Below are 12885 nucleotides of genomic sequence, written 5' to 3' on the forward strand. Positions count from 1 at the left end.
CAAACTAGTGGCAAAACCCGCGTTCGCCAAGCTCCTTCTTACCGCAGTGCACCGCGCATGCCCAATATCGCGCCACGATGCTTGACCATGTGCCAATCAGCGAACATGGTCCGTTCCGTGCACGCGCCAAATCATCCAGGACAAACTCCGGCTTCATTCACCCCTGATTCGCGTCAGGCCTGGATGCGGCTGGTCATTGCGCTCCTGATCGGCTCGATCGGCGCCGTCGGCATGTGGGCGGTCGTGGTCGTCATTCCCGTGGTGCAGGCGGAATTCGGTGCCACACGCGGCGCGGTGTCGCTGGCCTTCACGCTGATGATGTTCGGTTTCGGGCTGGGCGGCGTGATCGCCGGCAAGATCACCGACCGGTTCGGCATCGTGCTGGCGATGGCGATCAGCATCGCCTTTCTCGGCATCGCCAACGTGCTCGCGGGGCTGTCGACGCAACTCTGGCAGTTCGTGGCGGCGTATTTCCTGATCGGGCTCGGCACCTCCGCGACTTTCGCGCCGCTGATGGCGGAAGCCTCGCATTGGTTCGAGCGCTATCGCGGACTTGCCGTGACCATCGTCGCCAGCGGCAATTATGTCGCCGGCACGATGTGGCCGCCGATCGTGAGCTGGGGCACGCAGACCGCCGGCTGGCGCTACACCCATATCGGCATCGGCCTCGTCTGCGCGAGCACGATGGCACTTCTGGTCCTCGTCCTGCGCGCGCAGATGGGCGACGACCATATCCGCGACCATGCCAATGCACCGCCGCCGCGGGTCGATCTCAAGCTGTCGACCAACACGCTGACGGTGCTGCTCTCGATCGCCAGCATTTCCTGCTGCGTCGCCATGGCGATGCCGCAGGTGCATATCGTCGCCTATTGCGGCGATCTCGGTTATGGCGTCGCGCGTGGCGCCGAGATGCTGTCCTTGATGATGGGCTGCGGCATCGTCAGCCGGATCGGGTCGGGCTATCTCGCCGACAAGATCGGCGGCATCCGCACGCTGCTGGTGGGATCGCTGGCGCAGGGCTTTGCGCTGGTGTTCTATTTGTTCTTCGACAGCCTCACCTCGCTCTATCTGATCTCGGCGATGTTCGGTCTGTTCCAGGGCGGCATCGTGCCGAGCTATGCCATCATCGTGCGCGAGGCGATGCCGGCGAGCGAAGCCGCAACGCGCGTCGGCATCGTGATCTTTGCGTCCGTGTTCGGCATGTCCTTCGGCGGCTGGGTATCGGGCGTCATCTTCGATGCCACCGGCTCGTATGCCGCGGCGTTCGCCAACGGCGTGGCGTGGAACGCGCTGAACATCGGCATCGTCGTATTGCTGCTGATCCGCTCGCGGATGAACGCGACGAAGACCGGCCCGGGCTTTGCGACTTAGGCCTCCCGTCCAGCTTTCAGCAGCGAGCTTCCGGTGATCTTCTGGCCGCCGCCGGCTATCGCTTGCGCTTCGCGATGGGCTTCGCAGGTTTGGCGACGGCGCGCGGCTTGGCTTTCGTGACGGGCTGCACCCGCAGCCCGTCCACGAACACGTCGAGCAGGCGCAGCACCGAGGCCTGCCACCCCGGCTGATCGTGCATGTAGCACATCCCGAAAAATGCGCGCAGCAGGTCCTCGGGACTGACATCGCCGCGCATCTGGCCGGCTGCGACCGCGCGATCGAGCAGTGAGCCGATCGCCTTGGTCAACCGGTCCATCGAGAACGCCGCGAGCTCCGATGAGCTCTGGAACGTCAGCGCCAGTGCAGCCGACATGCCTTTCTTGGTGGCGACGAATTCGACGTTGGAGCGCAGCCATCGCCGCAGCGCATCCACCGGGTCCTTTGCATTCTTCAGCTGTTCGGCGAGCTCGCTGAGCTGCTCGACCTCGCGGCGGTAGACCGCCTCGAACAAATCCTCGCGTGTCGGGAAATGCCGGTAGAGCGTGCCGATGCCGACACCGGCGCGTTTCGCCACGGCCTCGAGGCTGGCCTCGGGGCCGCCGGCGCTGAACACGGTTTTCGCGGCTTCGAGCACGCGCTCGCGATTGCGCACGGCATCGGCGCGGGGCTTTCGGGTCTGGTCGGTGTGGTCGTCCATGTCGGCAATGTAGATCACGAATTGGTTAGATTGAACCCATGTTGAACCCTTGGCTGGCTGCATCGCGTTGGTGGCGCACGGGGTTTTGACGAATTCCAATATTTTTCCGCCGGCCCTTGTTAAGCGGAGGGTGCCTCCGTATCTTCGTGGATGTGCCGGCTCGGATTGTGGTCGGGCGGCGCTATTCGACAGCGGCCACGGCGGTGGCGCGCTGCACGACTAGTCATGTCCATTTCTGATCGGAGCCTTGTATGAACCACTCCATCAGCCTCACCGTGAACGGTGCGCGGCGCGAATTCGTCCTCGACGATCCGCGCGTCACGTTGCTCGATCTCCTGCGTGAGCGCCTCCATCTGACCGGAACCAAGAAAGGATGCGACCGGGGCCAGTGCGGCGCCTGCACCATTCTCGTCGACGGCAAGCGCATCAACTCCTGTCTCGCGCTCGCCATCAGCCATGACGGTGCCGACATCCTCACCATCGAGGGCGTCGCACGCGGCGACCAGCTTCATCCGGTGCAGGCCGCCTTCATCGCCCATGACGGCTTTCAGTGCGGCTTCTGCACGCCCGGCCAGATCATGAGCGCGATCGGCATGATGCGCGAGGGCCAGGCCGGCAACGATCCCGAACGCGTCCGCGAATGCATGAGCGGCAATCTCTGCCGCTGCGGCGCCTATGCCGGCATCGTCGATGCCGTGCTCGAGGCGCAAGGACGCATGGACGAATCCAATCGGAGGCGCTTCGCATGAAACCGTTCGATTATGTCAGGCCCGCCACAGTCGCCGAGGCCGTTGCCGCCGCGGCCCAGCCGGGCGCCGTCTATCTCGCTGCCGGCACCAATCTGCTCGATCTGATGAAGGGCGGGGTCAGCCGTCCGGATCGTCTCGTCGACGTCACGCATCTCGATGGACTCGACGGGATCGAGCGGCTCGCCGACGGTTCGTTGCGCATCGGCGCGCTCGTCAGCAACGCCGATCTCGCTCATGATGTCGAATTCGCCAAATCGTATCCCGCGGTCGCCGAAGCGCTGCTGTCGGGCGCATCCGCACAACTGCGCAATGCCGCGACGGTCGGCGGCAATCTGTTGCAACGGACGCGCTGCGCCTATTTCTCCGATACCGCCAGCCGCTGCAACAAGCGCGAGGCCGGCAGCGGTTGCGATGCGCGTGAGGGCGAGAACCGCAGCCATGCCGTGCTCGGCTGGAGCGAGAACTGCACCGCCACGCATCCGTCCGATTTCTGCGTGCCGCTGGTCGCACTCGACGCCGTCGTCGAGATCGAGGGCAGGGACGGCCGGCGCGAGATCGCGCTCGACGAGCTGCACCGCCTGCCCGGCAATACTCCGGAGCGCGAGTCGGCGCTCGAGCGCGGCGACCTCATCACGGCGGTGCGCCTGCCGCCTGCGGCGCGCGGCTTTGCCGCGCATGCGCGCTACCTCAAGGTTCGCGAACGTACGTCCTATGCCTTTGCCGTGGTATCGGCTGCGGCCGCATTGCGGATCGAGAGCGGCAAGATCGCGGAGGCGCGGCTCGCGCTTGGCGGCGTCGCGGCAAAGCCCTGGCGTGCGCGCGACGCGGAGGATGTTCTCAGGAACGTCGCGCCCACGGCCGGCGCTTTCCAGGAAGCCGCCAGCCGTGCGCTCACCGATGCAAGGCCGTCCGGTGACAATGCTTACAAGATCGAGCTCGCGCACCGCATTCTCGTGCGCGCGTTGACGCTGGCCGCAGCCGGTACGCCGGCGCGCCTGCCGGCGCTGCCGGCCTCTCCCTTTGCCTCGACCTCCGGAGCCATCCATGCCTGAGCTCAACCTGACCAGTGCGCCCGCCCATCTGCGCCACGGCTCGAACATCGGCCAGCCGCTGACCCGCCGTGACGGCATCCTCAAGGTCAAGGGGCAGGCGATCTATGCCGCCGACAATCATCCGCCCGGCATGCTGTTTGCGGTGATGGCCATCGCCAGCATTTCGCGCGGCCGTGTGGCCTCGCTGAATATCGATGCCGCCAAGCGCCATCCCGGCGTGGTCGACGTCATGACGCCGGACCACAAGCCGCAGCTCGCGGTTGACCCCGAGATCAAGACCAATCCGTTCGTGTTCCGGATGGAGGTGTTGCAGAGCAATGAGGTCCGCTACGCCAACCAGCCGATCGCCGTCGTGATCGCGGAGACGCTGGAGGCCGCAACGGAAGGCGCGGCGCTGCTGGCGCCGCGCTACGAGACGCTGCCGGCGCTGATTGGTCTCGATGCCGGCGAAAGTTTCGTGCCGCCGGTCGTCGGTGTCGGCAACCCCGCGGCGCATTACCACGGCGATGTCGAGGCGGGCCTTGCCTCTGCCGAGAAGCAGATCGACGCGGTCTACGAGACACCGCCGCAATATCACAACGCGATGGAGCCGCATGCGATCGTCGCCAGCTGGGACGGCGATAAATTGTCGGTCGACATGCCGACCCAGGGTTTGATGATGTCGCTGGCGCGTATCGCCGAGTTGTTCGGCATCGCGCACGACAAGATCCACATCCGCAGCCCGTTCCTCGGTGGCGGCTTCGGCTCCAAGGGGCTGATGGCCGGCCCGCCGACGCTCGGCATCATGGCTGCCAAGCTGGTCGGCAGGCCGGTCAAGCTCGTGTTGCGCCGTGAGCAGATGTACGGCCCGGTCGGCCATCGCGCGCCGACGCGCCAGCGGCTGCGCATCGGCGCCGACGGCGAGGGGCGTCTGACCGCGCTCGATCATCATGCCCGCACTGTGTCGAGTACGTTTGACGATTTCTACGAGCCCGCGGCCGGCGCCTCGCACTCGCTGTATGCGGCCCCTGCAATCCGCACCTCGCATGACGCCGTGCGCGTCAACACCGGCACGCCGTTGTTCATGCGCGCGCCCGGCGAGGCGACCGGATCGATCGCGCTCGAAAGTGCGATCGACGAGATGGCCTGGGCCTGCGGCATGGATCCGCTCGCCTTTCGCCTGAAGAACTACGCCGAGGTGGAGCCGATCACCGGCAAGCCCTTCTCCTCGAAAGCGCTGCGCGCCTGCTACGAGCAGGGCGCGGCGCGCTTCGGCTGGGCGAAGCGCTCGCTCCAGCCACGGCAGATGCGCGACGATGCCGGCCTGCTGGTCGGCTGGGGCATGGGCACCGCGACCTTCCCGGCGCTGATGTTCCAGGCCGAGGCGCGCGCGGTGATCCGCCGCGACGGCTCGGGCGTGATGGAGATCGGCGCGCATGACATGGGGCAGGGCGCCTGGACGGCATTGGCGCAGATTGCCGCCGATGCCGTTGGTCTCGATATGGACCGCATCACGTTCAAGGCCGGCACGTCCGACCTGCCCGACGCGGGCATCGCCGGCGGCTCGGCGCACACGGCAACCGCCGGTGCGGCGATCCACAGCGCCGGCGCGGCCGTGATTGCAAAGCTCGCCGATCTCGCAACCAATGACGAGCGCTCGCCGCTGTTCGGCGCCGGCAATGCCGGCGTGGTCGCGCGCGACGGAAAGCTGTTTCGACGCGATGACCAGAGCCTCGGCGAGAGCTATGTCGAGATCCTGGCACGCGCTGGCGTCTCCGAGGTCGAGGCGCGCGGCACCGGCGCGCCGAACCCCGCGGCGATGGAGGAATACGCGATGCACGCCCACGGCGCGGTGTTCGCGGAGGTGAAGGTCGATCCCGAGCTCGGCCAGGTCCGGGTCACCCGCATGGTTGGCGCCTTCGCGGCGGGACGCATCGTCAATCCGCGGATGGTGCAGAGCCAGCTGTTCGGCGGCATGATCTGGGGTCTGTCCTTCGCGCTGCACGAGGAGGCCATCACCGACCGCCGCAGCGGCCGGATCATGAATGCCAATCTCGGCGAGTACCACATCCCCGTGAATGCCGATGTGCCGCCGCTCGACGTGATCACGGTCGAGGAGCATGACCCCCACGTCAATGCGCTCGGCATCAAGGGCGTCGGCGAGATCGGCATCACCGGCAGCGCCGGCGCGGTCGCCAACGCGGTCTGGCATGCGACCGGCGTGCGTGTCCGCCGCTTTCCGATCCGGATCGAGGAGTTGTTGACGCAGCTCTAGCTGCCGTCCCGGAACAAAGCGGCCCCGGAGTGCCTAGGAGTCCGGGGCCATAACCTCAGCACCTTTTGCGCGAGGCTGCTCGGCTACGTGATGACAGTTAGCCCAGGTTCGGCCAGCGGACATTGAGGTGGCTCAAGCGCGCTGAGAATTCGAGCGGGACCAAATTCCTTGAGTTAGCGCAAGAAGGCTGGCGGGCCGACGCGCGCTCGCTTCAGAACGTCGGCGGCGTGCAGGCCGAGATCACTTCGCACGGCTTGCCGCCGACGCAGCGGAAGCGATGCGGGCGGCGGCTCTCGAAATAATAGGCATCGCCCGGATTGAGGATGCGGCGCTCGTCCTCGACGGTGACCTCGAGCTTTCCCGAGATCACGATACCGCCTTCCTCACCGTCATGGACGAGGTGGACGCGCCCGGTGTCACTGCCGGGCTCGTAACGCTCCTTCAGGATCTGCAGGCTGCGGCCGAACAGATTGTCGCCGACTTGCTGGTAGGAGATCGGCTTCTTGCCGACCTCGGTGAGTTCCTCGGCGCGGTAGAAGATCTTGCGCCGGCTCTCCGGCTCCAGCGCGAAGAACTCGGCGAGCCCCATCGGGATGCCGTCGAGAATGCGCTTGAGCGCGCCGACCGACGGGTTCATCTGGTTGGATTCGATCAGCGAGATCGTCGAATTGGTGACGCCGGCTCGCTTTGCCAGCTCACGCTGCGACAGCTTGTGGCGCGCCCTGATGAATCGCAGCCGTCCACCGATGTCGACGCTCATGCCTTGGTCCTGTGTTGCAGGTGTTGCGGATCGCGCAAATATGGACCGGCAGCCCCAGTGAAATCAATGGCTTGCAGCTGATCAGAAAAGGACTTGTTGCGCTTTATCAGCCGTGGCTCTGCTAACAGGTCAGCAAAGGAGCGCGGCCGTGACCCTTCATCAGATTCCGAACACTATCAAGACCGACTCGTTCTGGATGCCGTTCACGGCCAACCGGCAGTTCAAGAAGGCGCCGCGCCTGTTCTCATCCGCTGAGGGGATGCACTACACCACTGTCGACGGCCGCAAGGTGATCGACGGCTCCGCGGGCCTGTGGTGCGTCAATGCCGGTCACGGCCGCAAGCAGATTGCTGCTGCGGTCGAGCGCCAGCTCATGACGCTGGACTTCGCACCGTCGTTCCAGATGGGCCATCCGCTGGCGTTCGACTTCGCCGAGCGGCTCGCCGAGATCGCGCCGAAGGGCCTCGATCGCGTCTTCTTCACCAACTCCGGCTCCGAATCGGTCGACACCGCGCTGAAGATCGCGCTCGCCTATCACCGCGCCAACGGCCAGGCCAGCCGCACCCGCCTGATCGGCCGCGAGCGCGGCTATCACGGCGTCGGCTTCGGCGGCACCTCGGTCGGCGGCATGGTCGCCAATCGCCGCGCCTTCGCGACCCTGCTGCCGGGCGTCGACCACATCCGCCACACCCACGATCTCACCCGTAACGCCTTCGCCAAGGACCAGCCCGAGCACGGCGCCGAACTCGCCGACGATCTCGAGCGTCTGGTGGCCCTGCACGGCGCCGAGACCATCGCTGCCGTCATCGTCGAGCCGGTGCCGGGCTCGACCGCGGTGCTGCCGCCGCCGAAGGGCTATCTCCAGCGCCTGCGCGAGATCTGCGACAAGCACGGCATCCTCCTGATCTTCGACGAGGTCATCACCGGTTTCGGCCGCCTCGGCACGCCGTTCGCCGCCAACTTCTTCGGCGTCACGCCGGATCTGATGACGACGGCCAAGGGCATCACCAACGGCACCATTCCCTGCGGCGCGGTGTTTGCTAGCCGCAAGGTGCATGACGGCCTGATGGTCGGCCCGGAGAACCAGATGGAGCTGTTCCACGGCTACACCTATTCGGCGCATCCGACCGCCTGCGCCGCCGGCATCGCGACGCTCGACATCTACAAGGATGAAGGCCTGCTCACGCGCGGTGCGTCAATCGCCGAATATTGGCGCGATGCGCTGCATTCGCTGAAGGGCCTGCCGAACGTCGTCGACATCCGCAATTGCGGCCTGATGGGTGCGGTGGAGCTGGCGCCGCGCGACGGTGTCGTCGGTGCCCGCGGCTACGACGTCATGGTCGACTGCTTCAACACCGGCCTCTACCTGCGCATGAGCGGCGACAGCTTCGCGATGTCGCCTCCGCTCATCGTCGAGAAGAGCCATATCGACCAGATGGTCTCGATCCTCGGCAACGCCATCAAGAAGGTGGCCTGATAATTGCTCCCGCGGTTCACGGAGTTTCTTCTTGCAGCGGCGCGTGATGCCGCGGGAGTTTGACGAAGCGTGAAAGTCTTGATCCTCGGCAGCGGTGTCATCGGTGTCACCTCTGCCTACTACCTCGCACGTGCCGGTCATGAGGTGACGGTCGTCGACCGCCAGCCGGAACCGGCACTGGAGACCTCGTTTGCCAACGCCGGCGAGGTGTCGCCAGGCTATTCCTCGCCCTGGGCCGGCCCCGGCGTGCCGGTGAAGGCGATCAAATGGCTGTTGATGAAGCACGGCCCGCTGGTGATCCGGCCGAAGTTGGATCCGGTGATGTGGGTCTGGCTGCTCAAGATGCTGCGCAATTGCACCAGCGCGCGCTACGCGGTCAACAAGAGCCGGATGATCCCGATCGCGGAATACAGCCGCGATTCCTTGCGCGATCTGCGCCGCGACATCGGCATTCAATATGACGAGCGCTTGAAAGGAACGCTCCAGCTGTTCCGCTATCAGGCGCAGCTCGACGGCACGGCCGAGGATATCGCCGTGCTCAAGCAGTACGGCGTGCCTTTCGAGGTGCTGAGTCGCGAGGGCTGCATCGCGGTCGAGCCGGCGCTATCAGGCGTGAAGGAGAAGTTCGTCGGCGGGCTTCGCCTGCCGCAGGATGAGACCGGCGACTGCCACATGTTCACGCGGGCGCTGGCCAAGCATGCCCAGGCGCTCGGCGTGCGCTTCATGTTCAACACAGGCATCGACCGCATCGTCACCGACGGCGCGCGTGTCAGCGGCGTTGTGACCAGTGCCGGCCTGTTACAGGCAGACGCTTACGTCCTTGCGCTCGGAAGCTGGTCGTCACGGCTCGTCGCGCCGCTCGGCATCTCGCTGCCGGTCTATCCGGTGAAGGGCTATTCGATCACGGTGCCGATCAAGGACGCCTCCGGCGCGCCGGAATCGACCGTGATGGACGAGAGCTACAAGGTCGCGATCACCCGCCTCGGCAACCGTATCCGCGTCGGCGGCACCGCCGAAATCTCCGGCTATTCCAGCAAGCTGTACGACGCCCGCCGCGCCACGCTCGATCACTCGCTGACCGACCTGTTCCCGCGCGGCGGCGATCTCGCCAAGGCGACGTTCTGGAGCGGCCTGCGTCCGATGACGCCGGACGGCCCACCCGTGATCGGCCCGACGCCATACGCCAATCTCCACCTCAACACCGGCCATGGCACGCTCGGCTGGACCATGTCCTGCGGTTCGGGGCGCGTGCTCGCGGACATGCTGTCGGGCAAGAAGCCGGACATCGACGTGAGCGCGCTGGCGGTGGACCGGTACAAGCACCGGTTTGGGTAAGGCACTGTCCGCCCGTCATTGCGAGCGCAGCGAAGCAAAGTATCCGTCCGCGGAAACAGTCTGGATTGCTTCGTCGCAAGGGCTCCTCGCAATGACGCGGTGGAGGCGTTGCGCCTCATGATTCGCGCCTCAGGATAACGGCGCTGGCATTGTTTCCGTCGCGAAGAGCGCTACCCCGCCCCCGTCATGCAATTCACCCAGAGCACCACCGCCCTGGCATCCTGCGCCGGATTGGAAAACCGGTGCGGCCGCCGGCTCGCAAACCTAAAACTGTCACCGCTCTTCAGCGACCACGTTTCGCTGTCCACCGTCAGCATCATCTCACCTTCGAGCACGAGGCCGGCCTCTTCGCCGTCATGGGTGTAGAGCTCGTCGCCGGTGGAGCCGCCGGGCTCCAGATGCACCAGGAACAGATTGAGCTTGTTGTCGGCGCTCGCCGGGCTCAGCAATTGCTTGGATACGCCGGTGCGCCAGAGCTTCAGCTCGGGGCGCTCAAGCCCACGCGTCACGACCTGGTTGGATCCGCCGTCAGCGCTCGGGCTCGCGCCGAACAGCGCGGCGATGCCGACGCCGAACACGTCGGCGAGCGTCGCCAGCACACGCAGCGAGGGTGATGACAGGCCGCGCTCGATCTGGCTGAGGAAGCCGATCGACAGCTCCGTGCGCGCCGCGACCGTTTCCAGCGAAAACTGCCTGACGCGCCGGAGATCCCTGATGCGGCGGCCGACCGCGACGTCCATTGCGGGCTCTGCGGGTTTGGTGACAGCCTTGGTCCTGGCTTTGGCCTTCAGCTTCTTCGCCGGCCTCGCGGCCGGTTTGCGCATTCTTTTGCCACCGCTCACGTCAGATCGCTTTCTTCATGTGCATGAAAACCGCTTGCGCGATCCGCGAAAGTATGACCAAATTTTCATATTGGTGAAAATAGGCCGAAACGGTCTGGCCCGCAACGTCTGATCACGACACGCGCGAGCGCCGCCATCGGCCAGGCCCAAAGGGGGATGCGATGAAGCGTTTTGGTCTGGCCGCGATCGCGGCATTGGCAATTGCAGCCGTGGTGCCGGCTTCGGCGCAACAGGTGCTGAAAGTCGGCTCGACGCCGACGGGCATTCCCTTCACTTTCCTCGACACCAAGACCAACACCATTCAGGGCATCATGGTCGATCTCGTCACCGAGATCGGCAAGGACGCCGGCTTCAACGTGCAGATCGAACCGATGCAGTTCTCGGCGCTGATCCCGTCGCTGACCTCGAGCAAGATCGACATCATCGCCGCCGCGATGTTCATCACGCCGCCGCGGAAGGAAGTCGTCGACTTCTCCGACCCGATCTACACCTACGGCGAAGGTCTCGTCGTGCCGAAGAGCGACACCAAGGCCTATGCCACGCAGGACGACCTGAAGGGCGAGACGGTCGGTGCCCAGGTCGGCACCGCCTTCGTCGATGCGCTGAAGAAGTCCGGCCTGTTCGCCGAGGTCAAGGCCTACGACACCATCCCCGACATCCTGCGCGACGTGAACACCGGCCGCCTCAAGGCTGGTTACGCCGACTATCCGATCCTCGCCTACAATCTGAAGCAGGGCGGCTTCCCCGAAGTGCGTCTGGTCGACGGCTACAAGCCCGTCACCGTCGGCTCGGTCGGCATTGGCGTGCGCAAGGGCGAGACCGCGCTGCTGGGCAAGATCAACGCTTCGCTCGCGAAGCTCAAGGCCAACGGCACCATCGCCAAGATCCTCGATAAATGGGGCTTGAAGGCGCAAGGTTGATCGTCAAAGTCAGATCAATAGAGACCGGTTGAAAGCTGCCCGATGAAAGGCTTCTGGCGCGACGCCGTCGAGTTCTTCCCGATCCTGTTGAACGGCGTCGCGCTGACGATCATCGTCACGGTCGGCTCGCTGCTGCTCTCGACGGTGCTCGGCCTCGTCTGGGCGATGATGCGGGTCTCCGGCATCAAGATGCTGTCGATGCTCAGCGCCAGCCTGATCAACATGATCCGGGGCATCCCGATCATCGTGCTGTTGTTCTACCTCTATTTCGTGATGCCCGATCTCGGCGTCACGCTGTCGGCGTTGCAGGCCGCGATTCTTGGGCTCGGCATCGCCTATTCGGCCTATCAGGCGGAAAATTTCCGCGCCGGCATCGAGGCGATCGACAAGGGCCAGATCGAGGCGGCGCAGACGATCGGCATGGGCTGGTGGCTCACCATGCGCCGCGTGGTGCTGCCGCAGGCCGTCCGCATCGTGCTGCCTCCTTACGGCAACGTCATGATCATGATGCTGAAGGATTCCTCGCAGGCCTCGACCATCACGGTCGCCGAGCTCGCTCTGCAAGGCAAATTGATCGCGTCCTCGACCTTCAAGAACACCAGCGTGTTCACCCTTGTTGCGCTGATGTACCTCACCATGAGCATCCCGCTGATCCTGCTCGTTCGTCATTTCGAGAAGCGGGCCGGCAAGCGATGATCGAGCTGAACGACGTCCACAAGAGCTTTGGCAAGGTCGAGGTGCTCAAGGGCATCGATGCGTCGGTGCAAAAGGGCGAAGTGGTCTGCATCATCGGCCCCTCCGGCTCCGGCAAGTCCACCATCCTGCGTTGCATCAACGGGCTGGAGAGCTATGACCGCGGCGAGATCAGCGTCGAGGGGTTGAAGGTCGATCGCGATGCACCGTCGATCGTGAACATCCGCACCCAGGTCTCGATGGTGTTTCAGCGCTTCAATCTGTTTCCGCATCGTACGGCGCTGGAGAACGTCGTTGAGGGACCGCTCTATGTAAAGAAGGAGCCGCGTGCGCAGGCGCTGGAGCGCGGCCGCGCGCTGCTCGCCCAGGTCGGGCTCGCCGAGAAGGCCGATGCGCATCCGCCGCAACTCTCCGGCGGCCAGCAGCAGCGCGTTGCGATCGCGCGGGCGCTCGCCATGCAACCGAAGGCGATCCTGTTCGACGAGCCGACCTCGGCGCTCGACCCTGAACTGGTCGGCGACGTCCTCGGCGTGATGCGCAAGCTCGCCGACGACGGCATGACCATGGTCGTCGTCACCCACGAGATGGGCTTTGCCCGCGACGTCGCCGATCGCGTGCTGTTCATCGACGGCGGCGTCATTGTCGAGCAGGGGCCAGCCAAGGCGCTGCTCAATCAACCCCAGCATCCGCGCACGCAGGATTTTCTGCGCCGCGTGTTGCATCCGCTCTAATCGG

General features: G+C 65.3%; 12 protein-coding genes. 9 read left to right on the forward strand and 3 right to left on the reverse strand.

Annotated features, from left to right (window positions below; all coding sequences use genetic code 11):
* Positions 1–105 precede the first annotated feature (105 nt).
* Positions 106–1371, forward strand: a complete 1266-nt coding sequence (locus AAE027_RS10990) for an MFS transporter (protein ID WP_091883987.1) — start codon at positions 106–108, stop codon at positions 1369–1371.
* A gap of 55 nt (positions 1372–1426) precedes the next feature.
* On the opposite strand, the gene AAE027_RS10995 is transcribed toward AAE027_RS10990, so the two are convergent.
* Positions 1427–2068, reverse strand: a complete 642-nt coding sequence (locus tag AAE027_RS10995) for a TetR/AcrR family transcriptional regulator (protein WP_370988248.1) — start codon at positions 2066–2068, stop codon at positions 1427–1429.
* A 251-nt stretch (positions 2069–2319) separates the two neighbouring features.
* Here AAE027_RS10995 and AAE027_RS11000 point away from each other — a divergent pair, with 251 nt between their 5' ends.
* From AAE027_RS11000 to AAE027_RS11010, 3 genes are read left to right on the forward strand one after another with little or no spacing between them, the layout of a single operon-like run.
* The gene (locus AAE027_RS11000; protein WP_370988036.1) at positions 2320–2817 is read left to right on the forward strand and encodes a (2Fe-2S)-binding protein; all 498 of its coding nucleotides are present in this window, start codon (positions 2320–2322) and stop codon (positions 2815–2817) included.
* Positions 2814–3869 carry an FAD binding domain-containing protein gene (locus AAE027_RS11005; RefSeq protein WP_370988037.1) on the forward strand — a complete coding sequence of 352 codons (1056 nt, stop codon included), beginning with the start codon at positions 2814–2816 and terminating at the stop codon, positions 3867–3869. The genes AAE027_RS11000 and AAE027_RS11005 overlap by 4 nt, the downstream gene beginning before the upstream one ends.
* Positions 3862–6123: a xanthine dehydrogenase family protein molybdopterin-binding subunit gene (locus AAE027_RS11010; RefSeq protein ID WP_370988038.1), complete on the forward strand. Its 2262-nt coding sequence runs from the start codon at positions 3862–3864 to the stop codon at positions 6121–6123. The genes AAE027_RS11005 and AAE027_RS11010 overlap by 8 nt, the downstream gene beginning before the upstream one ends.
* 211 nt (positions 6124–6334) lie before the next feature.
* On the opposite strand, the gene AAE027_RS11015 is transcribed toward AAE027_RS11010, so the two are convergent.
* Positions 6335–6883, reverse strand: coding sequence for a cupin domain-containing protein (locus AAE027_RS11015; RefSeq protein WP_038972074.1), 549 nt, complete (start codon positions 6881–6883; stop codon positions 6335–6337).
* 148 nt (positions 6884–7031) lie between these two features.
* Here AAE027_RS11015 and aptA point away from each other — a divergent pair, with 148 nt between their 5' ends.
* Positions 7032–8360 (forward strand): omega-aminotransferase AptA, encoded by a 1329-nt coding sequence (aptA, locus tag AAE027_RS11020; RefSeq protein WP_370988039.1) that lies wholly within the window; start codon positions 7032–7034, stop codon positions 8358–8360.
* Between the two features lie 69 nt (positions 8361–8429).
* The gene (locus tag AAE027_RS11025; RefSeq protein WP_370988040.1) at positions 8430–9695 is read left to right on the forward strand and encodes a D-amino acid dehydrogenase; all 1266 of its coding nucleotides are present in this window, start codon (positions 8430–8432) and stop codon (positions 9693–9695) included.
* A 170-nt stretch (positions 9696–9865) separates the two neighbouring features.
* Here the strand turns inward: AAE027_RS11025 and AAE027_RS11030 are convergent, their stop codons facing one another.
* Complete coding sequence (locus tag AAE027_RS11030; RefSeq protein ID WP_370988041.1) at positions 9866–10519, reverse strand: helix-turn-helix domain-containing protein; 654 nt, start codon at positions 10517–10519, stop codon at positions 9866–9868.
* A gap of 179 nt (positions 10520–10698) precedes the next feature.
* Between AAE027_RS11030 and AAE027_RS11035 the strand changes: the two genes are divergently transcribed.
* From AAE027_RS11035 to AAE027_RS11045, 3 genes are read left to right on the forward strand one after another with little or no spacing between them, the layout of a single operon-like run.
* Positions 10699–11457 (forward strand): ABC transporter substrate-binding protein, encoded by a 759-nt coding sequence (locus AAE027_RS11035; protein WP_370988042.1) that lies wholly within the window; start codon positions 10699–10701, stop codon positions 11455–11457.
* 42 nt (positions 11458–11499) lie between these two features.
* Positions 11500–12153 carry an amino acid ABC transporter permease gene (locus AAE027_RS11040; protein ID WP_370988043.1) on the forward strand — a complete coding sequence of 218 codons (654 nt, stop codon included), beginning with the start codon at positions 11500–11502 and terminating at the stop codon, positions 12151–12153.
* Positions 12150–12881, forward strand: coding sequence for an amino acid ABC transporter ATP-binding protein (locus tag AAE027_RS11045; RefSeq protein WP_091884032.1), 732 nt, complete (start codon positions 12150–12152; stop codon positions 12879–12881). Before AAE027_RS11040 ends, AAE027_RS11045 begins: the two co-directional genes overlap by 4 nt.
* Positions 12882–12885: the final 4 nt, after the last annotated feature.

This window comes from Bradyrhizobium sp. DN3, assembly GCF_041357655.1.
GTDB lineage: Bacteria > Pseudomonadota > Alphaproteobacteria > Rhizobiales > Xanthobacteraceae > Bradyrhizobium.

Coding starts and splice junctions, on each gene's coding strand:
- AAE027_RS10990 (WP_091883987.1), top strand. CDS start 106: ATGGTCCGTTCCGTGCACGCGCCAAATCATCCAGGACAAACTCCGGCT.
- AAE027_RS10995 (WP_370988248.1), bottom strand. CDS start 2,068: ATGGACGACCACACCGACCAGACCCGAAAGCCCCGCGCCGATGCCGTG.
- AAE027_RS11000 (WP_370988036.1), top strand. CDS start 2,320: ATGAACCACTCCATCAGCCTCACCGTGAACGGTGCGCGGCGCGAATTC.
- AAE027_RS11005 (WP_370988037.1), top strand. CDS start 2,814: ATGAAACCGTTCGATTATGTCAGGCCCGCCACAGTCGCCGAGGCCGTT.
- AAE027_RS11010 (WP_370988038.1), top strand. CDS start 3,862: ATGCCTGAGCTCAACCTGACCAGTGCGCCCGCCCATCTGCGCCACGGC.
- AAE027_RS11015 (WP_038972074.1), bottom strand. CDS start 6,883: ATGAGCGTCGACATCGGTGGACGGCTGCGATTCATCAGGGCGCGCCAC.
- AAE027_RS11030 (WP_370988041.1), bottom strand. CDS start 10,519: ATGCGCAAACCGGCCGCGAGGCCGGCGAAGAAGCTGAAGGCCAAAGCC.
- AAE027_RS11035 (WP_370988042.1), top strand. CDS start 10,699: ATGAAGCGTTTTGGTCTGGCCGCGATCGCGGCATTGGCAATTGCAGCC.
- AAE027_RS11040 (WP_370988043.1), top strand. CDS start 11,500: ATGAAAGGCTTCTGGCGCGACGCCGTCGAGTTCTTCCCGATCCTGTTG.
- AAE027_RS11045 (WP_091884032.1), top strand. CDS start 12,150: ATGATCGAGCTGAACGACGTCCACAAGAGCTTTGGCAAGGTCGAGGTG.